The organism is Streptomyces sp. NPDC029296 (assembly GCF_055569255.1).
Window position 1 is genome coordinate 257,556 of record NZ_JBVHXT010000002.1, and the last position, 26,453, is coordinate 284,008.

General features: G+C 72.9%; 24 protein-coding genes and 1 pseudogene. 5 read left to right on the forward strand and 20 right to left on the reverse strand.

The genetic code is table 11. The features are described from left to right. The first annotated feature begins 211 nt into the window (after window positions 1-211). Window positions 212-1,057, forward strand: coding sequence for a MaoC family dehydratase (locus ACZ4W9_RS02700; RefSeq protein WP_467932675.1), 846 nt, complete (start codon window positions 212-214; stop codon window positions 1,055-1,057). Window positions 1,058-1,076: 19 nt separating this feature from the next. Here ACZ4W9_RS02700 and ACZ4W9_RS02705 read toward each other — a convergent pair whose 3' ends face one another. The 9 genes and pseudogenes from ACZ4W9_RS02705 to ACZ4W9_RS02745 all read right to left on the reverse strand — a co-directional run bounded on the left by ACZ4W9_RS02705 (window position 1,077) and on the right by ACZ4W9_RS02745 (window position 8,214). After that, window positions 1,077-1,727, reverse strand: coding sequence for a TetR/AcrR family transcriptional regulator (locus tag ACZ4W9_RS02705; RefSeq protein WP_467932676.1), 651 nt, complete (start codon window positions 1,725-1,727; stop codon window positions 1,077-1,079). An 80-nt stretch (window positions 1,728-1,807) separates the two neighbouring features. Further along, window positions 1,808-2,116, reverse strand: a complete 309-nt coding sequence (locus ACZ4W9_RS02710; protein ID WP_467932677.1) for a DUF4229 domain-containing protein — start codon at window positions 2,114-2,116, stop codon at window positions 1,808-1,810. Window positions 2,117-2,204: 88 nt separating this feature from the next. Continuing rightward, window positions 2,205-2,729 (reverse strand): GNAT family N-acetyltransferase, encoded by a 525-nt coding sequence (locus ACZ4W9_RS02715; protein ID WP_467932679.1) that lies wholly within the window; start codon window positions 2,727-2,729, stop codon window positions 2,205-2,207. 92 nt (window positions 2,730-2,821) lie between these two features. Further along, a pseudogene (locus ACZ4W9_RS02720) lies at window positions 2,822-3,237 on the reverse strand (uracil-DNA glycosylase family protein); the annotation flags it as partial. A 115-nt stretch (window positions 3,238-3,352) separates the two neighbouring features. Further along, window positions 3,353-4,516, reverse strand: a complete 1,164-nt coding sequence (mqnE, locus tag ACZ4W9_RS02725) for an aminofutalosine synthase MqnE (RefSeq protein WP_467932680.1) — start codon at window positions 4,514-4,516, stop codon at window positions 3,353-3,355. A gap of 38 nt (window positions 4,517-4,554) precedes the next feature. After that, window positions 4,555-5,010 carry an Lrp/AsnC family transcriptional regulator gene (locus ACZ4W9_RS02730; protein WP_362197700.1) on the reverse strand — a complete coding sequence of 152 codons (456 nt, stop codon included), beginning with the start codon at window positions 5,008-5,010 and terminating at the stop codon, window positions 4,555-4,557. A gap of 52 nt (window positions 5,011-5,062) precedes the next feature. Beyond that, on the reverse strand, window positions 5,063-5,725 hold the full coding sequence (locus ACZ4W9_RS02735; RefSeq protein WP_467932681.1) for a UbiX family flavin prenyltransferase: 663 nt from the start codon (window positions 5,723-5,725) through the stop codon (window positions 5,063-5,065). 138 nt (window positions 5,726-5,863) lie between these two features. Then, window positions 5,864-6,766, reverse strand: coding sequence for a menaquinone biosynthesis prenyltransferase MqnP (mqnP, locus tag ACZ4W9_RS02740; protein ID WP_467932683.1), 903 nt, complete (start codon window positions 6,764-6,766; stop codon window positions 5,864-5,866). Continuing rightward, window positions 6,763-8,214 (reverse strand): menaquinone biosynthesis decarboxylase, encoded by a 1,452-nt coding sequence (locus ACZ4W9_RS02745; RefSeq protein ID WP_467932684.1) that lies wholly within the window; start codon window positions 8,212-8,214, stop codon window positions 6,763-6,765. Before ACZ4W9_RS02745 ends, mqnP begins: the two co-directional genes overlap by 4 nt. Window positions 8,215-8,351: 137 nt before the next feature. Here ACZ4W9_RS02745 and ACZ4W9_RS02750 point away from each other — a divergent pair, with 137 nt between their 5' ends. After that, window positions 8,352-11,153 (forward strand): AfsR/SARP family transcriptional regulator, encoded by a 2,802-nt coding sequence (locus tag ACZ4W9_RS02750; protein WP_467932685.1) that lies wholly within the window; start codon window positions 8,352-8,354, stop codon window positions 11,151-11,153. Between the two features lie 153 nt (window positions 11,154-11,306). Here the strand turns inward: ACZ4W9_RS02750 and ACZ4W9_RS02755 are convergent, their stop codons facing one another. From ACZ4W9_RS02755 to hemL, 8 genes are all read right to left on the reverse strand, one after another. After that, a complete protein-coding gene (locus ACZ4W9_RS02755; RefSeq protein WP_467932686.1) occupies window positions 11,307-11,714 on the reverse strand; it encodes an SRPBCC domain-containing protein in 408 nt (135 codons plus the stop codon). Window positions 11,715-11,823: 109 nt separating this feature from the next. Continuing rightward, window positions 11,824-12,906, reverse strand: a complete 1,083-nt coding sequence (gene ccsB / locus ACZ4W9_RS02760; RefSeq protein ID WP_467932687.1) for a c-type cytochrome biogenesis protein CcsB — start codon at window positions 12,904-12,906, stop codon at window positions 11,824-11,826. Beyond that, window positions 12,903-14,612 carry a cytochrome c biogenesis protein ResB gene (gene resB / locus ACZ4W9_RS02765; protein WP_467932688.1) on the reverse strand — a complete coding sequence of 570 codons (1,710 nt, stop codon included), beginning with the start codon at window positions 14,610-14,612 and terminating at the stop codon, window positions 12,903-12,905. Before resB ends, ccsB begins: the two co-directional genes overlap by 4 nt. A gap of 3 nt (window positions 14,613-14,615) precedes the next feature. Beyond that, on the reverse strand, window positions 14,616-15,389 hold the full coding sequence (locus ACZ4W9_RS02770; RefSeq protein ID WP_467932689.1) for a cytochrome c biogenesis CcdA family protein: 774 nt from the start codon (window positions 15,387-15,389) through the stop codon (window positions 14,616-14,618). A gap of 1 nt (window position 15,390) precedes the next feature. Then, entirely contained in the window at window positions 15,391-15,981 is a 591-nt protein-coding gene (locus tag ACZ4W9_RS02775; protein ID WP_467932691.1) for a TlpA family protein disulfide reductase, read from the reverse strand. A gap of 98 nt (window positions 15,982-16,079) precedes the next feature. Continuing rightward, complete coding sequence (locus tag ACZ4W9_RS02780) at window positions 16,080-17,360, reverse strand: polysaccharide deacetylase family protein (RefSeq protein ID WP_467932692.1); 1,281 nt, start codon at window positions 17,358-17,360, stop codon at window positions 16,080-16,082. Between the two features lie 155 nt (window positions 17,361-17,515). Next, window positions 17,516-18,247: a histidine phosphatase family protein gene (locus tag ACZ4W9_RS02785; RefSeq protein ID WP_467932693.1), complete on the reverse strand. Its 732-nt coding sequence runs from the start codon at window positions 18,245-18,247 to the stop codon at window positions 17,516-17,518. Beyond that, the gene (gene hemL, locus ACZ4W9_RS02790) at window positions 18,244-19,572 is read right to left on the reverse strand and encodes a glutamate-1-semialdehyde 2,1-aminomutase (RefSeq protein WP_467932694.1); all 1,329 of its coding nucleotides are present in this window, start codon (window positions 19,570-19,572) and stop codon (window positions 18,244-18,246) included. The genes ACZ4W9_RS02785 and hemL overlap by 4 nt, the downstream gene beginning before the upstream one ends. A gap of 297 nt (window positions 19,573-19,869) precedes the next feature. On the opposite strand from hemL, the gene ACZ4W9_RS02795 reads away from it, so the two are divergent. After that, entirely contained in the window at window positions 19,870-20,490 is a 621-nt protein-coding gene (locus ACZ4W9_RS02795) for a hypothetical protein (protein ID WP_467932696.1), read from the forward strand. Window positions 20,491-20,498: 8 nt separating this feature from the next. Here the strand turns inward: ACZ4W9_RS02795 and ACZ4W9_RS02800 are convergent, their stop codons facing one another. After that, window positions 20,499-22,028, reverse strand: coding sequence for an EamA family transporter (locus ACZ4W9_RS02800; RefSeq protein ID WP_467932697.1), 1,530 nt, complete (start codon window positions 22,026-22,028; stop codon window positions 20,499-20,501). 79 nt (window positions 22,029-22,107) lie between these two features. Here ACZ4W9_RS02800 and ACZ4W9_RS02805 point away from each other — a divergent pair, with 79 nt between their 5' ends. Beyond that, window positions 22,108-22,998, forward strand: a complete 891-nt coding sequence (locus ACZ4W9_RS02805) for a LysR family transcriptional regulator (RefSeq protein WP_467932768.1) — start codon at window positions 22,108-22,110, stop codon at window positions 22,996-22,998. 30 nt (window positions 22,999-23,028) lie between these two features. Here ACZ4W9_RS02805 and ACZ4W9_RS02810 read toward each other — a convergent pair whose 3' ends face one another. Further along, complete coding sequence (locus tag ACZ4W9_RS02810) at window positions 23,029-23,916, reverse strand: helix-turn-helix transcriptional regulator (protein WP_467932698.1); 888 nt, start codon at window positions 23,914-23,916, stop codon at window positions 23,029-23,031. Between the two features lie 334 nt (window positions 23,917-24,250). On the opposite strand from ACZ4W9_RS02810, the gene ACZ4W9_RS02815 reads away from it, so the two are divergent. Further along, the gene (locus ACZ4W9_RS02815) at window positions 24,251-25,669 is read left to right on the forward strand and encodes an MFS transporter (protein ID WP_467932699.1); all 1,419 of its coding nucleotides are present in this window, start codon (window positions 24,251-24,253) and stop codon (window positions 25,667-25,669) included. Window positions 25,670-25,677: 8 nt separating this feature from the next. Here ACZ4W9_RS02815 and ACZ4W9_RS02820 read toward each other — a convergent pair whose 3' ends face one another. Then, window positions 25,678-26,424, reverse strand: a complete 747-nt coding sequence (locus tag ACZ4W9_RS02820) for an MBL fold metallo-hydrolase (protein WP_467932701.1) — start codon at window positions 26,422-26,424, stop codon at window positions 25,678-25,680. Between the last annotated feature and the right edge of the window lie 29 nt (window positions 26,425-26,453).

A 26,453-nucleotide genomic window follows, 5' to 3' on the forward strand; every position in this document is an offset into this window, starting at 1 on the left:
GCGCACCGGCGGCGGACCCCGGGTGCGGGATGGGGTTACCGCTGGTCAGGCCTGGTGATCGTACGACTCCACTGTGAGGGGGTTGTGCGGGTTCCGGGAGGGTCCGGGGCCGGGGATGTGCAGCCTCGGGGGGCACCCGCCCACTCGGCTTACCTCCGGTAACGTTACTTCACAGTAGGCAATTCGGAGAGACCGCTGGGGGCGTGACCCGATGCACACCGTGACCCTCGCCGCGCCGCCCGCGCTCGGCCCCCTGCTGGCCCGGGGCGCCCTGCGCTCCCCCTTCAAGCGCCCGGCCCCGGACGCGGCCGTCCCCGGCACACGGCTGGTGCTGCCCGGCGTGCGGGTCGACCTCGCGCACCTGGTCGCCTACGAGCGGGTCTGCGGCTTCGCCACCGGCGCGACCGCCCTCCCCCTCACCTACCCGCACGTTCTCGGCTTCCCGCTGGCCATGCGGCTGATGAGCGGCCGGGACTTCCCGCTGCCGCTGCTGGGGCTGGTCCACACGTCCGTCGAGATCGAGCGGCGGGCCGCGCTGCCGGCCGAAGGGATGTACGAGGTCTCCGTGTGGGTCGAGGGGCTGGCGGAGCGGAGGCGCGGGACCGAGGCGGTGGTGGTGACCGCCGTGCGGGCGGGCGGGGGCGGGGGCCGGCCGGTGTGGGTGTCCCGCAGCAGGTACCTGGCCCGGACCGGGCAAGCGGGGGCGCGCGGCCCGGCGGAGGCCGGCGAGGGGCTCCCCGTCGTCGCCGAGTGGCGGCTCGGCGGGGATGTGGGGCGGCGGTACGGCGCCGTGTCCGGGGACCGCAACCCCATCCACCTGCACCCGCTCACCGCCCGGCTCTTCGGCTTCCCCCGGCCCATCGCCCACGGCATGTGGACCCTCGCCCGCTGCCTCGCCGCCCACGGCACCCCGGCCACGGCCGTCGTACGGGCCCGGTTCCGCGCGCCGGTACCGCTGCCGGGGACCGTGCGGTACGGGGCGGACGGCGGCGGGCGGTTCGAACTGCGGGGCACCGGCGGGCGGTTGTGCGTGGAGGGGGCGGTCCGGGGAGGGTGAGCGGTGGCCCGGGCTAGGTTCAGCCGTCGTCCGGCGGCGGGCTCCAGACCCTGCCCCGCATGAGGTTGCCCAGGCCGGACCAGGCGAAGTTCATCAGGGTGGCCGCGGCCTGGCGGGCCGTCACCTCCGGGGTGGCGTTGGCCCACGCGGCGAGCGACTCCGCCGCGCCGACCAGCGCCTCGGCGAGTCCGGCCACCTCGCGCTCCGGCAGGTCGGGGTCCCGGTGCGCCTCCCGCGCCGCCATCGCCACCAGCCGCGTCACGAACGCGACGATCTCCGCGCGCATCGCGGCGGCCTCGGACACGAACGGCTCACCGTGCCTGCGGGCCTGCAGATGCAGCACCGACCAGCCGTCCGGATGCTCGGCGGTGTGCGCGAAGAACGCCCGCAGTCCGTCCCAGAGCTGCCGGTCGACGGGCGTGTCCGGCCGTACGCCCGCGCGCACGGCCGCCGTGAGCGCGGCGGCCTCCCGGCGGATGCAGGCGGTGAAGAGGTCTTCCTTGGAATTCAGGTACAGATAGACCAACGGCTTGGACACGCCCGCGAGTTCGGCGATCTCGTCCATCGACGCGGCCGTGTACCCGCGCTGCCCGAAGATCCGTACGGCGGCGTCGAGCATCTGCCGCTCGCGCACCGCCCTCGGCATCCGCTTGGTCTTCACGGCACCCATGGGGCAAGACTAGTTCGGCCGGGAGCCGTCCCCGGCCGAGCGCGTACCGGCAGGGAGCGCCCCGCCGGCCCGGGCAGGTGCTAGCTGGACGCGGTGGCCCCGCCCTGCGCCCGCGCGGTGTCGTCGGCGAAGTCCTCCTGGCTGCGGTTGGCGTCCAGGTTGGCCTTCATCCGGTCGACCTTGCGCACGATCCGCACCGAGGCCCGGTCCCGCTCCTTGCGCAGCACGACCCAGCTGATCGGTGCCGACAGGATCAGGGAGAGCAGCAGCACCCACAGGAGGTTGGAGTCACCGAAGCCGCGCGGGAAGATGCCCGAGTAGACGGCTCCCCAGACGATCACGAGGCAGCCCGCGAAGATACCGAGGCGCATCAGCGTGTAGCGGAGCATCTCAATCCACTCGTCCGATTCCAAAGAGGGTCATCGTCCAGTGAAGCACGACCCGATGCCGATCACGCAGGGGGGTCGCGCAAGGGGGTCAGGCGAGCGGCAGCAGCATGACGATCTCGTCGCGGTCGTCGCCGGGCGCGACGCGGATGGCGTCCGGGACCCGGCCGACCTCCTTGTAGCCGCAGGAGGCGTAGAACCGCTCCAGGCCGTGCCCGCCCCGGCAGGTCAGCCGGATCGCCTCGATGCCGCCGAGGCCGCGGGCCGCGTCCTCGGCGGCGGCCAGCAGGTCACGGCCGTAGCCGCGGCCCTGGTGGCGGGGGTGGACCATCACCGTGTACAGCCCCACCCAGTGGGTCATCAGCCGGTGGGTGTTGCGGGTGAGGAACGCGGTCGCGGCGATCCGGCCGGCCTCGTCGTGGCCGACGAGCAGCCGGGTGCGGTCCTCGGCCATCTGCGCGAAGTGGCGCACCAGCTCGGGCCGTATCTCGTCGCGGGTCACCGGGGCGACGAAGCCGACGGAGCCGCCGGCGTTCGAGACGTCCGTCCACAGGTCGAGGATGCCGTCGCGGAGGGCCGGGGTGGCGGCGGGGTCGAGAGTGAAGGTAAGAGGCACGAGGGGAGTGTACCTATTACCTACGGCCTCTCCGGGGTGGGTTCCGTCACCCGAGGGCCCGGGCCGCCACCTCCGGACCGGCCACCAGGCCCTGGTACGAGGCGTTCGGCGCGGCCGTGGACCTCGCGCTCCAGGACCGTCCCGCGGACCTCGCCCACGCGGAACGAGGAGCCCGGCAGGGCCTTGCCGGCCATGACGCTTGCGGGGTTCGGCCCGGGTGAACCCGAAGTGCTCCACCGCGTTCGTCGCGTAGACCTCGGCGGGATCGATACCGGCCTCTTCGAGCGCCCGGTCGAACAGCTTGCCCGCCGGGCCGGCGAACGGTCTCCCCTCCCGGTCCTCCTGATCGCCGGGCTGCTCTCCTACGAGCATCAGCCGGGCGCCGGCGCTTCCGGCGCCAGAGGACCGTCCGGGCGGCGGCGCGGTGCAGGGGGCGGCCGCGACAGTCCGCGGCGGCTCGGCGGAGGGCGGGGAGGTCGGCGCCCTCCGGCGCCCTGGCTGCCGGCATGCCGGGCGAGCGGCCCTCGTTCCGGCGGGGAAGCGAGGGGCCGTTCCGGCCGTCGCCCGGCCCCGCGCCCCACGGACGGGGACGCCGGGCCCTCGCTTCGGAAGTGGCCGAACCGTCAGACCCGCATCGGCTGGGGCTCGTCGCGGCGGGACGGGTCGGGGCCCTCGTACTCGCGGATGATCTCGTAGCGGGTGTTGCGCTCCACGGGGCGGAAGCCGGCGTCGCGGATCAGTTCCAGGAGGTCTTCGCGGGTCAGCTTGTTCGGCGTGCCGTAGTTGTCCGCGTCGTGGGTGATCTTGTACTCGACGACCGAGCCGTCCATGTCGTCCGCGCCGTGCTGAAGGGCCAGCTGGGCGGTCTGCACGCCGTGCATCACCCAGAAGACCTTCACGTGCGGGACGTTGTCGAAGAGCAGCCGGGACACGGCGAAGGTCTTCAGCGCCTCCGCGCCCGTCGCCATCGAGGTACGCGCCTGGAGGGTGTTGCGTACCTTGCCGTCCTTCATGTCCACGAAGTCGTGCTGGTAGCGCAGCGGGATGAAGACCTGGAAGCCGTTCGTCTCGTCCTGCAGCTCACGGAGTCGCAGGACGTGGTCGACGCGGTGCCTCGGCTCCTCGATGTGGCCGTACAGCATGGTGCACGGGGTCTTCAGCCCCTTCTCGTGCGCCAGCCGGTGGATGCGGGACCAGTCCTCCCAGTGGGTGCGGTGGTCCACGATGTGCTGCCGGACCTCCCAGTCGAAGATCTCCGCGCCGCCACCGGTCAGCGACTCCAGGCCCGCGTCGATCAGCTCGTCCAGGATCTCCGAGGCGGACAGCCCGCTGATCGTCTCGAAGTGGTGGATCTCGGTCGCGGTGAACGCCTTCAGCGAGACGTTCGGCAGCGCCTGCTTCAGCTCCCGCAGCGACCGCGGGTAGTAGCGCCACGGCAGGTTCGGGTGCAGACCGTTGACGATGTGCAGCTCGGTGAGGTTCTCCGACTCCATCGCCTTGGCCAGCTTGACGGCCTCCTCGATGCGCATCGTGTACGCGTCCTTCTCGCCCGGCTTGCGCTGGAACGAGCAGTACGCGCAGGACGCGGTGCACACGTTCGTCATGTTGAGATGACGGTTGACGTTGAAGTGGACCACGTCACCGTTCTTACGGGTCCGCACCTCGTGGGCGAGGCCGCCGAGCCAGGCCAGATCGTCCGACGCGTACAGCGCGATGCCGTCCTCGCGGGTCAGCCGCTCACCGGAACGGACCTTCTCCTCCAGCTCGCGCTTGAGCCCGACGTCCATGGCAACACCTTTCTACGACAGCCCGACCAACGGTATCCCTACACCTCTTCGGGCAGCTCCCCGACCCGGTTCTCCCACTTCGTGGACAGCACGATCGTGGTACGGGTCCGGGAGACGCCCTTGGTGCCGCTGAGCCGGCGGATGGTCCGCTCCAGGCCGTCCACGTCCGACGCCCGGACCTTGAGCATGTACGAGTCGTCGCCAGCGATGAACCAGCAGTCCTCGATCTCCGGCAGGTCCCGCAGCCGCTGCGCCACGTCCTCGTGGTCGGCCGCGTCGGAGAGGGAGATGCCGATCAGGGCGGTGACACCGAGGCCGAGGGAGGCCGCGTCCACCGTGGCGCGGTACCCGGTGATGACACCGGCCGCCTCCAGCCGGTTGATGCGGTCGGTGACGCTGGGGCCCGACAGGCCGACCAGGCGCCCCAGCTCCGCGTACGAGGCCCGGCCGTTCTCCCTCAGGGCCTGGATGAGCTGCCTGTCCACCGCGTCCATGCGATCGAAGCCTTCCGGTGAAAGTTCCTGAAGTGATGAGAGGTACGTACTGCTACTCGTCCCGCGAACCGTCCGCCGAACCGCCGCCCAGCTCCCCCCGCCAGCGCCGGTACAGGCCGTGGGCGACACCCGCCGCGTCCAGCACCCGGCCGGCCACGAAGTCCACCAGGTCCTGGATGTGGGTGGCGCCCGCGTAGAAGGCGGGCGAGGCCGGGACGACCGCGGCACCCGCGTCGTCCAGGGTGACCAGGTGACGCAGCGTCTGGCCGTTCAAGGGGGTCTCCCGTACGGCCACGACCAGCGGGCGGCGCTCCTTCAGCGTGACGCTCGCCGCGCGCTGGAGGAGATCCTTGGACAGGCCGAGCGCCACACCGGCCACGCAGGCGGTGGAGGCGGGCACGACGATCATGCCGCGGGCCGGGTACGAGCCGGAGGAGGGGCCGGCCGCGAGGTCGCCCGCGCTCCAGTAGCGGACGCCGCTGACGTCCACGTCGAAGGTGCCGGGCTTGCCGTCGGCGCCACGGGCCAGCCATTCCCGCAGGTCGTCCTGCCAGTGGGCGTCACGGAAGGGCAGGCCCGTCTCGTCCAGCAGCGTCAGCCGCGAGGCCCGGCTGACCACCAGGTCCACCGCTTCCCCGGCCGCCAGCAGCGCCCGCAGCACGGCCGCCGCGTACGGCGTCCCGGAAGCTCCGGACACCCCCACGATCCAAGGCACGCGCTGCGTTTCTCCTGCGTTCACACCTTGAGCGTACCGGCGGACGCCAAGGGGCTCAGGACCGGTGGGGGTCTGAAGGCGGCCGGGTGGGCGCGGTCCGGCCACCCGGCCCCGCACCCGGCGAAGGGCGGGAGCGGGTCAGACGGTGAGCCCGCGGACCAGCAGGTCCAGCAGGGCGCAGACGAACAAGGCGATGCCGATGAATCCGTTGACGCTGAAGAACGCCCTGTTCAGGCGGGTCAGGTCGTGGGGGCGGACGATCCTGTGCTCGTAGCCGAAGGCCGCCGCGACGATCACCAGGCCCAGCCAGAAGAACGCGCCCGCGTCGGTGGCGAGGGCGTACCAGACGAACAGGGCCGTGGTGATCGTGTGGCACGCGCGGGCGCCCCATATCGCCGCCGGGATGCCGAAGCGCGCCGGTACCGACTTCACGCCGATCTCGCGGTCCGTCTCCACGTCCTGGCAGGCGTAGATCAGGTCGAACCCGCCGATCCAGATGCCCACGGCCAGGCCGAGGATCACCGCGTTCCACGACCACTGGCCGCTGATCGCCAGCCAGCCGCCGACCGGGCCCATGGCCTGGGCGAGGCCGAGGATGGCCTGCGGGAAGTTGGTGAACCGCTTGCCGTAGGGGTAGACCACCATCGGCACCACGGCCACCGGCGCGAGGGCCAGGCACAGCGGGTTGAGCAGGGCCGCCGCGCCCAGGAAGACCGCGAGGGCGATCAGCGCGCCGGTCCACGCGTGCCGTACCGACATCGCGCCCGTCACCAGTTCCCGGTGCGCCGTGCGCGGGTTGCGGGCGTCGATCTCCCGGTCGATGATCCGGTTGACCGCCATCGCGAACGTGCGCAGGCCGACCATGCACACGGTGACCAGGAGCAGGCGGCCCCAGTGGATGTTCCCGTCCCGCTCGTACATCGCGGTGAGGGAGGCGATGTAGGCGAAGGGGAGCGCGAAGACCGAGTGCTCGATCATCACCAGGCGGAGGAACGCCTTGGTCCGGCCCGGCCGGGCGAGGGCGGCGGAGGCTGACGTCACAGTCCGTACTCCTTCCAGCGGCGGTCCACCAAGGCCGCCGTATCCGGGTCCGACAGGACCATGTCCGGCCACCCGCCGTCGCGGGTGTAGCCCTCCTCCGGCCACTTGCGGGTGGCGTCGATGCCTGCCTTGCCGCCCCAGAACTGCTGGTAGGAGGCGTGGTCGAGGTGGTCGACGGGGCCTTCCGCGACCGTGAGGTCGCGGGCGTAGTCGGTGTTGCCGAGGGCCCGCCAGGCGACCTCGTGCAGGTCGTGCACGTCGCAGTCGGCGTCCACGACCACGATCAGCTTGGTGAGGGACATCATGTGCGCCCCCCAGACGGCGTGCATCACCTTCTGCGCGTGCTTGGGGTACTTCTTGTCGATCGAGACGATCGCGCAGTTGTGGAAGCCGCCGGCCTCGGGCAGGTGGTAGTCCACGATGTCCGGGATGATGATCTTCAGCAGGGGCAGGAAGAAGCGTTCCGTGGCCCGGCCGAGGGGGCCGTCCTCCGTCGGGGGGCGGCCGACGACGATCGACTGGAGCAGCGGGCGCCTGCGCATCGTCACGCAGTCGATCCGCAGCGCCGGGAACGGTTCCTGCGGGGTGTAGAAGCCGGTGTGGTCGCCGAAGGGGCCCTCGGGCAGCATCTCGCCGGGCTCCAGCCAGCCCTCCAGGACCACCTCGGCGTGGGCGGGCACCTGGAGCGGGACCGTCTTGCAGTCGGTCATCTCGATCCGCTTGCCCGCGATGAAGCCGGCGAAGAGGTACTCGTCGATGTCGCCGGGCAGGGGGGCCGTGGAGGCGTACGTCACCGCCGGGGGGCAGCCGAAGGCGATGGCGACCGGGAGGCGTTCGCCCCGGCGCGCGGCCACCTGGTAGTGGTTCCGGCTGTCCTTGTGGATCTGCCAGTGCATGCCGATCGTGCGCCGGTCGTGGCGCTGGAGGCGGTACAGGCCGAGGTTGCGGACGCCGCTCTCGGGGTCCTTGGTGTGGGTCAGGCCCAGGTTGAAGAAGGAGCCGCCGTCCTTCGGCCAGGTGAACAGCGCCGGGAGGCGGTCCAGGTCGACGTCGTCGCCGTGCAGGACGACCTCCTGTACGGGCGCCTCCTTGACCTTGCGCGGCGGGACGTGGGTCATCGCGCCCAGCTTCCCGAAGGCCTCGCGCACGCCGACGAAGCCGTGCGGCAGCTCGGGGCGCAGCAGGCCGCCGATCTTGTCGGAGATCTCGTCGTACGACTTCAGGCCCAGCGCCTTCAGCAGGCGGCGGTCGGTGCCGTACACGTTCATCGCGAGGGGGAGGTCGGAGCCGCGCACGTTCTCGAAGAGCAGCGCCGGGCCGCCGGACTTCTGGACCCGGTCGACGATCTCCCCGACCTCCAGGTGCGGGTCGACCTCGGCCTTGATGCGCTTGAGGTCGCCCTCGCGCTCCAGCGCCCGGAGCAGGGAGCGAAGATCGTCGTAAGCCATGTGCCCCAGTATCGCCGACGTACCGCTTTGTCCCGGTGCCCACCCCCCGGTTCCGGCGGGATCGCGTACGGCTCCCGGGCGCGGATGGCTGGTGGGCGCGGGGGCGGGTGCCTACGGTGGGGACGGGGAGGGACGGGATGACGGTGGAGTTCGGTCTGCTGGGCGTGATCGAGGTGCGGCTGGGGGGCCGCGTGGTGGACGTGGGGCACATGCGGCAGCGGTGTGTGCTGGCCGCGCTGCTCGTGGACGTGGGCCGGGCGGTCCCGGTGGACACGCTGGTGGACCGGGTGTGGGGCGACCGGCCGCCGCGGCGCACCAGGGAGACGCTGTACGGCTATCTGTCCCGATTACGCCAGGCGCTGCGGCCGGCCCCGGAGGTGGCCGTCGTCCGGCGCCCCGGCGGGTACGTCCTCGAAGCCGATCCGCTCTCGGTGGACCTGCACCTGTTCCGCGACCTGGTCGCCCGGGCCCGCACCGCCGACGGCACCGAGGCGGCGGACCTGCTGCGGCGGGCGCTGGGGCTGTGGCGCGGGGAGCCGTTCGCCACCGTGGACGTCCCGTGGTTCGACGACCGGCGCCAGGCGCTGCTGAGCGAGCGGCTGGCGGCCCAACTGGACCACATCGACCTCCGGCTGCGCGCCGGGCACCACGGCGGCCTGCTGGCCGAGCTGGCCGAGAAGGCCCGGGCGCACCCGCTGGACGAGCGGCTGGCCGGTCAGCTGATGCTCGCCCTGTACCGGGCCGGCCGCCCTTCCGACGCCCTCGCCCATTACCAGGACCTGCGGCGCCGGCTGGCCGGGGAGCTGGGCGCCGACCCGGGCCCGCGCCTGCGCGGCCTGCACCGACGGATCCTCACCAACGACCCGGCGCTGGCCCCGCCCGAAGCGGCCCCGCCCGAGGCCGCCCCGCCCGCCGGGGCCCGGCCCCCGGTGCCCCGGCAACTGCTGGCACCGCCCGCCTACTTCGTGGGCCGGGACGCCGAACTCGCCGTCCTGGACAAGGCCCTCGCCGCCCAGGCCGGACCGCGCGCCACCCTGCCGGTGACGGTGGTCTGCGGCATCGGCGGGGTCGGCAAGACCTCCCTCGCCCTGCACTGGGCGCACCGCCGGCAGCACCGCTTCCCCGACGGACAGCTCTTCGTCGACCTGCACGGCTTCACCCCGGCGGGGGAACCCGCCGACCCCCGCAGGGTGCTCCGCGGGTTCCTCGACGCGCTCGGTGTCGACCCCGGGCGGATCCCGGCGGCCTTCGACGCCCAGGCCGCGCTGTACCGCAGCCTGCTGGCCGGCCGGCGGATGCTGGTCGTCCTGGACAACGCCCGGGACTCGGCGCAGGTGCTGCCGCTGCTGCCGGGCACCTCCGGCTGCGCGGTGCTGGTCACCAGCCGGGACCAGCTCACCGGGCTGACCGCCGCGCACCAGGTCACCCATCTCACCGTCGACGCCTTCGACGCCGCCACGGCCCGCGAGCTGCTGGCCGGCCGGCTCGGTGCCGAACGCGTCGCCGCGGAACCCGAGGCCGCCGCCGAACTGGCCGGCCAGTGCGCCGGGCTGCCCCTCGCCCTGAGCGTGCTGGCCGGGCGCATCACCACCAACCCGGTCACCACGCTGACCGCCCTGACCGAGGAACTGCGCGCGAGCAGCCGCCTGGACGCGCTGAGCACCGGCGAGGGCGCCACCGACGTACGGGCCGTCCTCGCCGCCTCCTACCGGGCGCTCGACGCGGACACCGCCCGGGTCTTCCGGCAGCTCGCGCAGGCGCCCGGACCGGACATCGGGGCGCCCGCGGCCGGCAGCCTCACCGGGCTGGGACCGGCGGGGGCCCTGCGGGCGCTGCACCGGCTGCGCACCCGCCACCTCCTCCAGGAGCACGCCCCCGGCCGGTTCGCCGGCCACGACCTGCTGCGCGCCCACGCCCTGGAGGTCGCCGGCCCCGCGGACGGCCCGGAGGCCCGGTCGGCCCGCGTCCGGGTCCTGGACCACTGCCTGCGCACCGCCTGGTCGGCGGACCGGCTGCTGCTGCCGCACCGGGACCCCGTACGGCTGCCCCCGGCGGCCGACGGAGTACGGCCGGAGGTGATCACCGGGCACGAGGCGGCCATGGCGTGGTTCACCCGGGAGCAGCCGGTGCTGATCGCGGCCGTGCACCAGGCGGCGCGGCACGGCCACGACACCCACGCCTGGCAGCTGGCCTGGGCCCTGACCACCTTCCTGACCCGGCGCGGACGGTGGAGCGACGTCGCCGCCGTGCACGAGACGGCGCTGCGGGCCGCGACCCGGCTCGGCGACACGGCCGCGCGGAACGAGTCCCACCGGGTGCTGGCCCTGGAGCGCATCGAGGCCGGCGACCACGCCTCGGCACGGCACCGGCTGGCCCAGGCGCTGTCCCTGGTGCGAGGCGGCGGCCACCCCCTCTCCGAGGCCCACACCCATCTGGCCCTGGGCTGGCTGTACGAGCACACCGGCGACCGTCCGGCGGCGCTGCGCCACGACGAACTGGCCGTCGGCCTCTTCGCCCGGCTGGGTCACCAGGCGGGGCTGGCCCGCGCCCTGAACGCGGTGGCGTGGGACCACGTGCAGACGGGCGGCCACCGGCAGGCCGTGGCCCAGTGCGAACGGGCCCTGGCCCTCCAGGAGGAACTCGGCGACCTGCGCGGACAGTCCGACACCCTGGACACCCTCGGCTACGCCTACCAGCAGCTCGGCGAGCACGCCCGGGCCCTGCGCTGCCACGAACGCTGCCTGGAACTGCACCGGTCCCTGGGACACCGCTTCGGCGAGGCCGAGGCCCTGGTCCACCTGGGCGAGGCCCACCAGGCCCTGGGCGACCGGGCCGCCGCGCGCCGCCGCTACGAGGAAGCCCTCGCCGTCTTCCGCGACATCCAGGTCAACCCCGCCCGCGTCGCCCAGACCCGCGCCCTGCTCGACGCCCTGGACTGAGACCCCGGACGGGCCCCGGTACGGGGAGGAAGCCCTCCCCGTACCGCCCCCGTCGGTGGTGCGCCGGCCCGGGCCGGAACCACACCACCGACGATGACCGACCGGCCTTGGACGAACCTTGCGGGAAACCTTGAACGGGCCGGCGCGGCGGGGCTAGGCGCGCTCCCGCCCCTGCTGCCCGATCAGCCGTTCGAGCCGGTCCCGCCAGCGCTGTTCCGACTCCGCCTCGCCCTGGAACTCGTGGGTGAAGCGGAGCGCGGTGCCGTCCTCGTCGTCCCGTTCCAGGTGGAACCGGATCCGGCCGCCGCCCTCCACCGTGTACTCCGCGACCCGGTCCACGTCCCACGCGGTGACCCGCCCGCTGCCCAGCCCGCGCAGGGTGACCGCGCCGCCGAGCCGGGGTTCGAGCACCTCGGCGACGGTCCACCAGGCGGCCAGCCCCTCGGGCGTGGACACCGCGGGCCAGACCTCCTCCATGCCCCGCGCGAGCCGCACGACGAAGTGCAGGATGTGCGTGTTCCCGTGGGTCTGGCTGGTGCCCTGTGCGATGGAACCGCTCATGTCTCCAGCCTGCCCCCGGCCCCGGACACGCGCACGCCTGCCCGGACGACGAAGGCCGGCCCCCGCGACGCGTGTCGCGGGAACCGGCCTCGTGCCGGACGGCGGGGGCTTACACGCCCGCGTAGGAGTGCTTGCCGGAGACGAAGATGTTGACGCCGTAGTAGTTGAACAGCCAGCAGCCGAACGCGATCAGCGCCAGGTAGGCGGCCTTGCGGCCCTTCCAGCCCGCCGTGGCCCGCGCGTGCAGGTAGCAGGCGTAGGCGACCCAGGTGATGAAGGACCAGGTCTCCTTCGGGTCCCAGTTCCAGTACCGGCCCCAGGCGTCGCCCGCCCAGATCGCGCCCGCGATGATCGTGAACGTCCACAGCGGGAAGACGGCCGCGTTGATCCGGTAGGCGAACTTGTCCAGGGACGCGGAGGCGGGCAGGCGCTCCAGGACCGAGGAGGCGAACCGGCCCGGCTTGCCGCCGGCCTGGAGCTTGTTCTCGTAGGAGTCCTTGAACAGGTACAGGATCGTGGCGACCGCGCCGACGTAGAACACCGCGCCGCAGAAGATCGCGGTGGAGACGTGGATGTACAGCCAGTACGAGTGCAGGGCCGGCACCAGCTGGTCGCTGGCCGTGTACAGGACGGTGACCGCGAGTCCCAGGTCGAGCAGGACCGTGGTGGTGAGGAACAGCCCGAGCCAGCGCACGTTCTTCTTCAGCGCCAGCAGCGCGAGGTACACGCCGACGGCGACCGTGGAGAAGGTGATGTTGAACTCGTACATGTTGCCCCACGGCGCCCGCTCCACGGAGGCCGCGCGGGCGACGACACCGGCCAGCTCCACCAGGAAGGCGAGCACGGTGAGGGAGATGGCGATCCGGCCGTACAGGTCGCCCTGCTCGTCGCCGCCGTGGGCGCCGGGCCCGTCCGGCACGTCCCGCGCGCCGGACGTCGAGCGGACGACGACCTGCGGCCGCTCCAGCACGGCGGTGCCCCCGCCCTTGCGCACGGTGACGGCCGGGCCGCCGGCCGTCCGCGCGCCCTCGGCGGTGAGCGCGGCGGCCGTCCGGGCGACCTTGCTGCGGCTGCCGAACAGCCACTCGGCGATGTAGGCGAAGAAGGCCAGGGTGTAGACGGCCATCGACGAGTAGATCAGCGTGTTGCTGACGCTCGCGAGATGTTCGTTGGTCGCGGCGGCGAGAGTCACTTCTCAGCCCCTTCGGCAGGTACGACGTGGCGGTCGGGTGTGGGTGCGGAGTGGTCGTCGGGTCCGGGCGCGGCCGGCGCCCGGTCGTAGAGGTGTCCGGCGAGTTCGCCCAGTTCCTCGGGCACCTTCGCCGACTCGCTGCGGCCGAGCCCGGCCATCTCGACCACCGTGACGCCGTCGGCGCCGCGCACCGCCCGCACCCACACGCGGCGGCGCTGGATGAACAGGGACCCGGCCAGGCCGAGGATCGCGGCGAGGGCACCGCCGAGCGCCCAGCCGCCGCCCGGCTCCTGCACGATCTCGAAGCCGGCCCACTCCTTGACGTCCTTCTCGAAGGTGACGGTGCCGGCGCCGTTCGGCAGCTTCATGGTCTCGCCGGGCTTGAGGTTGTCCCTCAGCTGCGCGCCCTTGGCGTCCTTGTAGTCCTTCATGTGGGTCTTGTCGAGCTGGTACACGCTCTGCGGCAGGCCCGAGTCGACGCCCAGGTCGCCGTGGTACGGCTCCAGGTTCAGCACCGGGTTCAGCAGCGCCGGGAAGGACGAGGCGATCTCCGTGCCCGTGCCGCCGTAGGTCGGCAGGAAGAACGCCTTGATGCCGAGCTGCTCCTTTACGCCCTTGGCGTCGCGGTAGCCGTCCATGACCTTGACGACGCCCTGGGAGGTGACGTTGCCGTCGAGCGGCAGCAGCGGCACGGCGTCGCGGTAGACCACCTCGCCCCGGCCGTCGCGGACGGTGATCACGGGGGCGTAGCCGTGGCTGACCAGGTAGACCTTGGAGTCGCCGATCTTCAGCGGCTCGTTGACCTTGACGGTGGTCGTGGTCTCCTTGCCGTACGCGCCCTCGCTGTAGCGGATCCTCGCCTGGAAGGTGCGCGGGGTGCCCCTGTTGGGGCCGGTCAGCTCGTACGTCCCCTTGAAGTCCTTCAGGTCGAAGCTGAACGGGACCAGGTCGTCGGGCTCGAAGAGGCTGCCGGACTTGAAGTCGTCGTACATGGGCAGCGCGTTCGAGAAGCCGTCGCCCTCCACCATCAGCTTGGTGCCGTCCGACTTGAACAGCTGGCCGGAGGCGAAGGCGATCAGCAGCACGATCAGGGCGATGTGGAAGACCAGGTTGCCCAGCTCGCGCAGATAGCCCTTCTCGGCGGCGACGGCGTCACCGGCGACATGGGCGCGGAAGCGGCGCTTCTTCAGCAGGGCGAGCGCGGTCTCGCGGACCTTCTCGGGGTCCTCGGCGGTGGTCCAGGTGGTGTAGGCGGGCAGCCGGGACAGCCGCTTGGGGGCGCCCGGCGGCCGGCCGCGCAGCTGGCCGACGAACTGCCAGGTGCGGGGGATGATGCAGCCGATGAGGGAGACGAACAGCAGGATGTAGATCGCGGAGAACCACACCGAGCTGTAGACGTGGAACAGGCCGAGCTTGTCGTAGACCGGCGCCAGCGTCTTGTGCGCGGCGCGGAAGTCCTCGACCTTGGTGGCGTCCGCGCCGGTCTGCGGGATCAGCGAGCCGGGGATCGCGCCCAGCGAGAGCAGCAGGAGCAGCAGCAGCGCCACCCGCATGGAGGTCAGCTGCCGCCAGAACCAGCGGGCCCAGCCGATGACACCGAGGCCCGGCAGGCTCACCGCCTCCTCCTGCGGGGCGGTGGACAGCTGGGAGCCGGCCGCGCCCAGCTCCTCCCGGTCCGGGCCGGTGTCGGTGTCGGTCTTGCTCATCGGTCAGATCCCCACATTGAAGCCGTTGGTCCAGGTCTGCATCTGCTGCACCAGACCGCCCCAGGCACCGGTCAGCAGCAGCACACCGGTCACGATCATCATCGAGCCGCCGATGCGCGTCACCCAGACATAGTGGCGCTTGACCCAGGCGAAGGCACCGAGCGCCTTGCGGAAGGCGATCGCGGTGATGACGAACGGGACGCCGAGGCCGAGGCAGTAGACGAGCATCAGCAGGGAGCCCCGGGCCGCGCTCGACTCGTTCAGCGAGAGGAAGTTCACCGAGGACAGCGTCGGTCCCATGCAGGGCGTCCAGCCGACGCCGAAGAGGGCGCCGAGGACCGGTGCCCCGGCCAGGCCGCCCGTGGGCCGCTTGTGGAAGCGGAACTCGCGCATGGCGAACCAGGGCGTCAGGCCCATGAAGAACACGCCCATGATGATCATGAGCACGCCGAGCACCTTGGACAGGGTGCCCTGGTAGTCGATCAGATTGGCGCCGAAGTAGCCGAACAGCGCCCCGCTGGAGACGAAGACGGCGCTGAAGCCGAGCACGAACAGGGAGGCGCCGGCCACCATCCGGCCCCGTCTGGCCTCGGCCAGGTCGGTGCCCGCGACGCCGGTCACATAGGAGAGGTAGCCGGGGACCAGCGGCAGCACGCAGGGCGAGAAGAACGACACGAGCCCGGCGAACAGGGCGATCGGCAGGGCGACCAGCAGGGCGCCGTGCAGGACCGTCTGGTTGCGGCCGGTCTCCGCGGCCAGCGTCAGCAGTGCGCTCACGTCACTTCTCCGCGAGGACCGGCTTGATCATCTCCACCAGGCCGGTGTCGTCGAGCGCCTCCAAGGCCCGCGCGGCGACCTTCCCGTGCCGGTCGATGACGAGCGTGGAGGGGACGATCTGCGGATTGAGCGTGCCCTTCTTGAAGCGCAGCATGAGCTTGCCCGTGGGGTCGTACAGGCTCGGGTACGCGACGCCGTGCTCCTTCTCGAAGTTCACGGCCGGGGTGGTGCTGGTGTCGCGGGTGTTGATGCCGACGAACTGCACGCCCTGGTCGGCGTAGTCCTTGGAGACCTTGGCGAAGTACTTGGCCTCGTTGCGGCACGGTCCGCACCACGAGCCCCAGACGTTGATGACGACGACCTTGCCCTTGTAGTCGGCGACATCGAGGGTCTTGCCGTCGATGGTCTTGCCGGACAGGTCCGGAGCCGTGGCGCGCTTGCCGGCCGCGACGGTGTCGATGCCGTTGCTGCCGGTGACGAAGTGGGTGTCGCCACCGCCACCGGAGATACCGCCCTTGCCACACGCGGACAGGGTCAGGGCCGCTGCGGCGGCCGCGGCGGTGAGCAGGACGGCGCGGCTACGGGTACTCATGTGAAAAGTTTCGCATGCCTGTTCCGAGGATTTCGCGCACCCCCCTGCCGGGCGGAAAACCGCATTTCAGGGCGTATTTACACGGGACATTCGGGACATCAGGCGGCGTTGGAGGCGGCGCCCCCGGTCTTGCGCAGGAACTCCTTCCAGCCCCCGGCGGGCCGCTGCCCGACCCCGAGCGTGCGCAGCTTGGCGAGGATCTCGGGCTTCTGCGCGTCCATCCAGTCCACGTACTGCCGGAAGGAGACCAGGCGCACGTCGGCGCCCTTCTCCTTCTCGCGCGCGATGTGCCGGAAGGCCTCCTCGACGGCGTCCATGTAGATGCCGCCGTTCCACTGCTCGAAGTGGTTGCCGATGAAGAACGGCGCCCGGTTCGTCTCGTAGGCCCGCCGGAATCCCTGGATGTACGCCTGCGCGGACTGCTTGCGCCAGCCCGGGTAGTTGTACGCGGGGGCCTTGGTCGAGTTGACCGACTGGTTGGCGAGCATGTTGTAGTCCATGGAGAGGACCTCGAACCGGCGTCCGGGGAAAGGTATCTGCTGTAGGGGCAGGTCCCATATGCCCTGGCGCTTGACGGGCCACACCTGACGGCCGCCCGGCGAGGAGGCGTCGTAGCGCCAGCCCAGCTCCTTGGCGGTGGGCAGCAGGTTGTCCTGGCCGAGCAGACAGGGCGTACGGCCGCCGACCAGCTCCTTGTCGTAGTCGAACGGCAGCGAGGGCAGATCGGTCCAGCCGGTGTTGGTCCGCCACTCCTTCACGAACGCCTTGGCCTGCCGGATCTCGCTGCCCCACTGCCGCGGGGTCCAGTTCGCGACCGTGCCGCCGCCCGCGCAGAAGTGCCCGTTGAAGTGGGTGCCGATCTCGTGCCCCTCCAGCCAGGCCCGGCGCACGTTGGTGAGCGTGGCCTTGATGTGCTCGTCCGTGAGGTAGCCGATGTCGGAGGCGCCGCGCGGGTTGTTCGGCGGCTCGTACATCCGCTTCTTCGACTCGGGCAGCAGGTACAGCCCCGAGAGGAAGAAGGTCATGGCCGCGCCGTGCTCCTTGGCCAGGTCCAGGAAGCGCGGGAAGAGGCCGTTGCCGACCTCGCCGGCGCCGTCCCAGGAGAAGATCACGAACTGCGGTGGGGTCTGCCCCGGCTCCAGCGGCTCGGGCCTGGCCGGCTGGTGCGGCTGCTTGCCGGTGAAGGAGGTGGAACCGTCGCCGATGGGCCGTGCCGGACGGGCCTCGCCCCTGCTCCCCTGCGTCCGGGAACCGGCCGGGTGCCCGGCGCCGTCCGAGGACGTGGAACCGCCGCACCCGGCGAGCGACACGGCGGCGGCCGCGCCCGCGCCGAGGCCGAGTGCCCCCCGCCGGGAGAGGGTCCGGGAGAAGGTGCGCATGGAAAACCCCGATCGTCACTGCCTGCTGGTCACCCAGTCAGAGGGCAGCAAGATCGGGGAGGTTCCGATAATTCTTACGCTTTTCGTAAAAAAGTTCGCGACAGTGCGCTAAGCCACGCCAAACGGACGCTCCGTGACCACCGCCGGGGATCTCCTCAGGCGCCGAAGGCCTTCCCCTGGGCCGTGCCCTTGCCCTTCTGGGGCTTGGCACCGGCGCGCAGGTGGGCCGGGACCAGGTCGATGGCGGGCTCGCTGTAGCCCACGGACACGATGCGGTCGCCCTGGTAGGTGAACGACGTCAGGGAGGCCAGGGTGCACTGCCGCTTGCGCGGGTCGTGCCACAGCCGCCGCCGCTCGACGTACGACCGCACGATCCAGATCGGCAGCTGGTGGCTGACCAGCACCGCCTCGTGCCCGCGCGCCTGGTCCCGGGCCGCGTTCAGCGCGCCCATCATCCGTACGACCTGGTCGATGTACGGCTCGCCCCAGGACGGCCGGAACGGGTTGACGAGGTGCTTCCAGTTCTCCGGCCGCTGGAGCGCGCCGTCGCCGACGCCGAAGGTCTTGCCCTGGAAGACGTTCTCGGCCTCGATCAGCCGCCCGTCGGTGGCCAGGTCCAGCCCGTGCGCCTTGGCGATCGGGGTGGCGGTCTCCTGCGCCCGCTCCAGCGGCGAGGCGCAGACGTGGGTCACGTCCCGGGAGGACAGGTGCTCGGCGACCCGCTCGGCCATCTGCCGGCCCAGCTCGGACAGGTGGTAGCCGGGCAGCCGCCCGTACAGGATCCCGTCCGGGTTCTCGACCTCGCCGTGCCGCATGAGGTGGACGACGGTGATGTCCTTGGCGCCGTTTCCGGCAGTGCCCGCGCCGTTGGTCTCGGGGGAACTCATTCGGCCGTGGCCTCCGCAGCCGCCCGGGCCGCCGCCGGAAGGGCGTCGGCGATCTTCTGCACGGCCCGCTCGTCGTGGGCCGTGGACACGAACCAGGACTCGAAGGACGACGGCGGCAGATAGACGCCGTTCGCCAGCATCGAGTGGAAGAACGCGGTGAAGCGGAAGGACTCCTGCCGCTTGGCGTCCTCATAGTCCCGTACCCGCCGGTCCGTGAAGAACACCGAGAACATGTTGGAGGCGGTCTGCACCCGGTGCGCGACGCCCTCCTTGGCCAGCGCCTCGCTCACCAGCGTCCGGATCTGCTCGGAGACGGCGTCGACCTTGCCGTACGCGGCGTCGTCGAGCAGCCGCAGCTGGGCGAGGCCGGCGGCGGTGGCGACGGGATTGCCGGAGAGGGTGCCGGCCTGGTAGACGGGCCCGGCGGGGGCGAGGTGGGCCATGACGTCGGCGCGCCCGCCGAACGCGGCGGCCGGGAACCCACCGCCCATGACCTTGCCGAACGTCATCAGGTCGGGCTTGACGCCCTCCACGCCGTACCACCCGGCGCGGCTGGTGCGGAAGCCGGTCATGACCTCGTCGGAGATGAACAGGGCGCCGTTCTTGCCGCAGGCGTCCTTCAGGCCCTGGTTGAAGCCGGGGTCCGGCGGGACCACGCCCATGTTGCCCGGCGAGGCCTCGGTGATCACACAGGCGATCTCCCCGGGGTGCCGGTGGAAGGCCTCCTGCACGGCCTCCAGGTCGTTGTACGGCAGCACGATCGTGTCACCGGCCTGGGCCCCGGTGACCCCGGGCGTGTCCGGCAGCGCGAACGTGGCCACGCCGCTGCCGGCGGCGGCGAGCAGCGAGTCGACGTGCCCGTGGTAGCACCCGGCGAACTTGATCACCTTGGAGCGCCGGGTGAACCCGCGGGCGAGCCGGATGGCCGACATGGTGGCCTCGGTGCCGCTGCTGACCAGCCGGACCTGCTCCACGGGCCCGACCCGGGCGACGATCTCCTCGGCCAGCTCCACCTCGCCCCGGCCGGGCGTGCCGAAGGACGTGCCCCGGGCGACGGCCTCCTGCACGGCGGCGATGACCTCGGGGTGCGAGTGCCCGAGGATCATCGGCCCCCAGGAGCAGACCAGGTCGACGTACTCGCGTCCGTCGGCGTCGGTGAGGTAGGGGCCCTGGCCCGACACCATGAAGCGGGGCGTGCCGCCGACGGCGCGGAAGGCGCGCACCGGGGAGTTCACTCCACCCGGCGTGACCGCGGAGGCACGGTCGAAGAGCGCCTGCGAGACGGGCGCGTCGTAGGGATAGGGCGTTTCGCTCGTGGCACTCATGACGTGCGGCTTCTCCGGCTTCTCGACTCCGGTTGCGGGGTGACCTCCTCAGGGTAGGCCGCGGCCCGGCCGGACCGCCCTCGCCCTCCGGATCGAAGCGGCGCCATCGCTCGTCTGCGAGACTGAGAGCTGATACACACGGCCCATACGCACGTAATGATCGGGGGCCGGGAATCTTCGCCGCGGATCGCCGTTCCACCGTACGTTTCGGCGGGCGACCGCGGGGGAGGTCACTGACACGATGATCGGGTTGCGCGGCGGGGGCCACGCGTCCTAGAAAAGCAGTCGGGTGGAGATATGCATCGCGGTGGCGGACTGGGCGAGGGGACTGATGACCTGGGTCCTCGACGTGCCCGGCGGGGAAGGCACCGGCGCGACGCGGAGGAAACGACCGAGACACGTCGGACACAGGGCGGACCGGGTGAGCCCGAGCGGTACGACCGGCGGCCTCTGCGGGCAGGGAACGGGAATGGTGGCCGGGTGGGGGTGACGTACAAGTACTTCGGCGCGCCCGACGGAGCGACCGCGGCCCGCGTCCCGATCTCGATGCGTCCCGAGGAGCTCGGCGGCGACGAGCTGGGCATGAACGGCATGTTCACGAAGATCAAGCCGGAGACGATGGCCGCGATGGTCCTGACCGGCATCCAGGGCGTCCCCCTGCACAAGGTGCCGCCCCTCGAACTGGTCGTCCTGCACCCCGACTACGCCGTCGTCAAACTCCCCACGACGGTCGTCGACCCCCTCCGCGGCATCGGCGAGGAGGCGGTCGGCGCGGCAGCCTTCATCTGGTCCACCGTCCCGGACCGCGGCGGCCCCCGGGACGCGTTCAACGTGTACCGGTTGCTGCACGAGTGGCAGGACTTCAGCCACCGCCTGCACGAGGCGGGGCATCAGCCTTATTGCCTTGTGTGGCCGTGAGCCGGCCGTCAGGCCCGTACGACCGTGAAGTGCCGCTCCCCGCACGGCTTCTCCAGTTCGTCCACCGCCGCCACGGCCAGGTCCTCCGCGCTGATCCGGGAGTGGCCGTCGGGGGTGGTGAGCAGGGTGTCCGTGCCACGGCGGTAGCGGGCGGTGCGGGGGTCGGGTTCGAGGAGGGGTGGGGGGCTGAGGTAGGTCCAGTCGGGGTGGGCGTGGGCGCGGCAGGTGCGCAGTTGGGCCACTCCGGCCGCGGCGACCGGGCGTAGCTCCTCGGGGACGTAGGCCGGGTTGTCGGCCAGGAGGAGGCCGGGGGTGCCGGGGGTGCGCAGCGCGCCGGCGCCGCCGATGACCAGGACGCGGATGCCGAGGGCGGCGGCGGTGTCCAGGACGGTCCGGGTCGCGGTGAGCAGGAAGTCCTCGTCCGGCGGGTACGTCCTGAGGGTCACGACCACCGCGTGCGCGCCGGAGTCCGTCAGGGCGCGGCGTACGGCGTCCGGGTCGGCCGCGTCCAGCGGGAGCGGGGTCACGGCCGGGTGCTCGCCCGCCGGCTTGCGGGCGAGGGCCAGCACCCGGTGGCCGCGTGCGGCGGCCTCGGCGGTGATCCGGCTGCCGACCATTCCGGTGGCGCCGAGGACCGCGATCGTCATGGCTGAGGTCATCGGGGGCGTGCTCCTTCTGCGGTGGGGTGGGTTCAGCTGGGCGGCGAGCAGCGCCGCCAGGGACAGGGCGAAGCCGCCGGTGCGCAGCGGGCTCAGGGACTCGCCCCTCGTCACGCCGATCACCGTCGCGACCAGGGGGGACAGCAGGACCAGGGGCGCCGTGACGCCTACCGGGAGGGTGGCGATGCCGCGGAACCACAGCGTGTACGCGATCAGGCCGCCCATGCTGCCGAGCCACAGATAGCCCCCGGCCGCTCCGGCGTCGATCCGCTGCGGCAGGCCCTCGACGGCCAGGGTCAGGGGCAGCAGGAGCAGCCCGCCGGCCGTGAGCTGCCAGCCGGCCAGGGCCAGCGGGCCGGCTCCCGCCGGGCGGCCCCAGCGTTTGGTCAGGACGACCCCGCCCGCCATGGTCGCCGTATGGCCGAGGCCGGCGAGCAGGCCCACGGCGTCCAGCCGGGCGTCGGGGCCGAGGACCACGAGGCCGACGCCGGCCATGCCGAGCACGCCCCAGGCCAGCCGCCAGGGCGTCGGCCGGTCGCCCAGGAACAGGGCGGCCTGCGCGGCGACCAGCAGCGGCTGGGCCGCGCCGAGGGTGGCGGCGACCCCGCCGGGGAGCCGTTCGGCCGCCACGAACAGCAGGGGCATCCCGCCGATGTTGAGCACGCCGAGGACGGCGGCCTTCCCCCACCAGTCCCCGCGCGGCAGCACCCGGGTGAGCGCCAGACCGGCCAGTCCGGCGGGCAGGGCGCGCATCAGGCCCGCGAACAACGGGTGGCCGGGCGGCAGGAGTTCGGTGGTGACGACGTAGGTGGTGCCCCAGACGGCGGGGGCGAGGGCGGTCGGCAGGACGGCGGCCGGCCGGTGGGCGGACGAGGACATGCGAGGAGTCTCGGCCGGTGCCCCGCCATGCGTCCAAGACATGGTTGCCATCGCAGCCATGCACGGAAACGATGGATGGGTGGATCTCCAGCAGATGCGGTACGCCGTCGCCGTCGCCGACACCCGCAACTTCACCCGTGCCGCCGAGCGGTGTTTCGTGACGCAGTCCTCGCTCAGCCACCGGATCGCGGGCCTGGAACGGGAGTTGGGGGTACGGCTGTTCGCCCGCTCCAGCCGCCGGGTCGAACCGACCGAGGCGGGCGAGGCGTTCGTGGCGCGGGCGCGCGAGGCGCTGGCCGCGGCCGACCGCGCGGTGGCCGACGCCGCCGCCGCGACCGGTGTGGTGCGCGGCCGGCTCGCCGTCGGCGTGATCGTGACCACCGCCGCCGTGGACGTACCGGAGCTGTTGCGGCGCTACCGCGACCGGCACCCGGAGGTGCGGGTGCTGCTGCGGTCCGGGCGCAGCGACGAGATGGCGGCGGCGATCCGCCGCGGCGACCTGGACATCGCCTTCCTCGGGCTGCCGGAGGGCGAGCGGCCCGAGGGGGTGGAGAGCCTGGTGCTCGACCACGACGAACACGTGCTGGTCGTGGCGGCCGGGCACCGGCTGGCCGGCGCGGAGCGGGTGACGCTGCGGGACATCGCCGGGGAGACGTTCGTGGACTTCGTGGCCGGGACGCCCGCCCGGGCCCAGTCGGACCAGGCGTTCGCCGCGGCGGGCCTGGTCCGTGAGGTCGCCTACGAGGCCGGCGTGGTGGAGCTGATCACCGGGCTGATCGCGCGCGGGCTCGGCGTCGCGCTGCTGCCGTCGGCGTTCGTCCGGCCACTGGCCGCCGCCGACCCCGGCCTGGCGCTGGTCCCGGTGGCCGACGGGCCGCACCGCGTGGAGTACCTGGCCTGGAGCCGCTTCCCGCCCGGCCCGGCGACCCGCGCCATGCTGGACGTCCTCGGGGCCGGGCCGCGGACCTGACGCACCGCTCGGGTCAGGGCGGCGAACGGTTCAGCGCGCGTCCAGCGCGGGCAGCTCCTCCCGCGCGGCGGACGCCGTCGCGCCGGCGAGCAGGCGCAGGGCCGCGTCCGACGGGGTGCCGGGCTCGGCGGTGTAGGTGATCATCCGCCGGCCCTCGGTGCCCGGCAGGCACAGGTTCTCGAAGCCCAGCTCCAGGGTGCCGACCGCCGGATGGCGCAGGGACTTGGTGCCGGAGGCGCAGGTACGCACCGGGTGCCGGGCCCACAGGGCGGTGAACTCCTCGCTCTGGATGGACAGGTGCCCGATCAGCTCGGCCAGCGCGCGGTCGTCGGGATGCCGGCCGGCGACCAGGCGCAGCGAGGCGACCGCGAGGTGGGCCTCCTCCTTCCAGTCGGGGTACCTCGCCCGGTACTCCTCGTCCAGGAACAGCATGCGGATGAGGTTGGGCCGCCCGCCGGGGCTGTCCGGGGCCTGCCACGGCAGATGCGCGGCGAGCAGGGCGTGGCCGAGCCGGTTCCAGGCCAGGACGTCGCCGCGCCGGTCCAGCAGGAGCGCGGGTACGTCCGTCATCGCGGCGAGCAGCCGGCGGGACGAGGCGCTCGCGTGCTCGGCGCGGGGTGCGGCCGGGCGGCGCCGGGCGGCGGGGCGGGCCAGGTCCTTGAGGTGGGCGGTCTCGTCCTCGGTGAGCCGCAGGGTGCGGGCGATGGCGTCCAGCACGGCGTCGGAGACTCCGGCCGCGCGGCCCTGTTCGAGGCGGGTGTAGTGGGTGATGCTGACGCCCGCGAGCAGGGCCAGTTCCTCGCGGCGCAGTCCGGCGACCCGGCGGCGGACCGGCGCGGCCGCGAGCCCGACGTCCTCCGGCCGCAGCGCGGCACGGCGGGACTTCAGGAACTCTCCCAGTTCCAGGGACGCGTCCATGGCTGCCTCCGGTGTGTGCGGCGTACGCCTTCGGGGTGGGCGGCGGTCGTCGTCCATCCTGCCCGCCGGACGGCGCGATGGGGATGCCCGAGGGTGGTCACGCGATGACCACCCTCGCGGCGGCCGGTCGTACGGGGGTGCTGGCTGGGCCGGCCGGGACGGACGAGGCTTCCGTACGTCAACCCCGCCGGGACCGTGGTGACTTCGCCGTGATGCCGGTGACCTCGTCACCCGCCGGCGACTCCGCCGTACACCCGGTGGCCGGCCTGCGCCGCAGTCCCGGCGGCTTGGCCACCGCCCCGGCGACCCCGCCGTACAGAAGGGACCCCTCGTCATGTCCGTCGTAGCGACACGGCCGGCCGGTGCCGCGCCCGCCGTGCTGACCCCGCGGCTGCGCCTGGTGCTGGTGCTGCTGCTCGCGGCCCAGTTCATGCTGGCCGTGGACTTCTCCATCCTGAACGTGGCCCTGCCGGTGATCGGCGCGGGCCTCGGCTTCTCCTTCGACGATCTCCAGTGGATCGGCACGGCGTTCGCGCTGTGCGCGGCCGGGTTCACCCTGCTGTTCGGGCGGGTCGCCGATCTCTTCGGCCGGCGCCGGCTGTTCCTCGGCGGACTCGTCGTCCTCGGCGCGGCCTCGCTGGCCGGCGGGCTCGCGCAGAGCCCGGAGGTGCTGCTCGTGGCCCGGGTGTTCCAGGGGCTGGCCACCGCGGCGGTCACCCCGGCCGGACTGTCGCTGCTGACGACGTCCTTCCCGGAGGGCCCGCTGCGGGAGAAGGCGCTCGGGCTCAACGGGGCGCTGATGTCGGCCGGTTTCACCACCGGGGCGATCCTCGGCGGCCTGCTGACCGACCTGCTGTCCTGGCGCTGGGCGTTCTTCGTCAACGTGCCGGTGGCCCTCGCCGTGCTCCTCGTCGCGCCCGCCGTCATCGCCGAGTCCCGGCCCGCCGAGCGCCCGAAGCTGGACGTACCGGGTGCCGTCACGGTCACCCTCGGCCTGCTGGCGGTCGTCCTCGGCCTGACCCGGGCCGGGGAGTCCGGGTGGGGCGCCCCGGCCACGCTGCTGCCGCTCGCGGCCGGTGTGGTGCTGCTGGGGGCGTTCGCGGCCGTGGAGCGCCGGGTGTCCGCGCCGCTGGTGCCGCCCCGGGTGCTGGGCCGGCGGTCGGTGGCGTGGGGCAACCTCGCCGGGCTGGTCGCGTTCCTCACCGAGACGTCCCTGGTGTTCCTGCTGACCCTCTACCTCCAGGAGGTGCTGGGTTTCTCCCCGCTGGCGGCCGGACTGTCGTTCGGCGTGCTGGGCGCGGGGACCGTCGTCGGCGGCGCGCTCGCCCCGCGGCTGATCGGCCGGTTCGGCGCGGCCCGGTCCCTGCTGGCCGGCGGTCTGGTGCAGGCGCTGTCCACGGCGGCCCTGCTGGGGCTCGGCACCGGGCAGTCCTCGCTGGGGCTGCTGCTGCCCGCGACCTTCGCCGGCGGGGTGGGCAACATGCTCGTCATCGTCGGGTTCATGGTGAGCGCCACCTCCGGTCTCGCCGACGACGAGCAGGGCCTGGCCACCGGGCTCGCGACGATGACCCAGCAGATCGGCATCACCATGGGCACGCCGGTGATGAGCGCGGTCGCCACCGCCGCCATGACCGGTACGGGCACCCTGGCCGTCCTCGGCGGGCTGAAGACCGCGATCGCGCTGAACGCGGTCCTCGCCCTCGCCGGCACCCTCGGCGGCGCGGTGTTCCTGCGGACGGCCCGCCGCCGGTGACCGGCCGGTCAGTCCCGTTGCAGGAGGTCCGCCAGCCCCGCCTCCTCGAACGCGCGCACCACGTGCTCCCGGCCCTCGGTGAAGTGGGTCCAGCTGTCGCAGTGGGCCGCGACCACCCGGCGGGCCTCCAGGAGGCGGGCGGCGGTCGCCGTGCCCTCGCCGTCGAGGACCAGCAGGGCGTTGTCCAGGACGGGCAGGCGGGGCGCGCCGGCGAAGAGGACGGCGGTGTCCACGGGGGCGAACCGGGCGGCGATCTCCTTGACCAGGTCCAGGGAGGCGTTGTCGCCGCTGACGTAGACGGTGGGCAGGTCGTCGGCGGTCAGCACGAAGCCGGTGACCTCGCCGACGATGGGCTCGCTGCCCTCGGGGCCGTGCAGGGCGGGCGCGGCGGTCACGGTGACGGTGCCGCCGCCGGGGCGGGGCAGGTCCACGGTCTGCCAGGGGGTGAGCGCCTCGGTGGTGCCGCCGAGCCGGCCGGCCGCCGCGGGGGTGGTGAGGACGCGCGGTACGTCGGCGAGCAGGGCGCGGCCGGAGGTGTCGAGGTTGTCGGCGTGCTGGTCGTGCGAGAGCAGGACGACGTCGACGGGGCCGAGTCCGGCGAGCGGCACCCGGGGCCCGGCGGTCTTGGTGAGGACCCGGCCGCTGGGCGAGGGGTAGTCGCCGGGCTCGTCGAAGGTCGGGTCGGTGAGGAAGCGGAGGCCGCCGTACTCGATGAGGACGGTGGGACCGCCGAGGACCTGGACGGGGATCTGCATGCCGACTCACCTCATGGACAGATGGGATG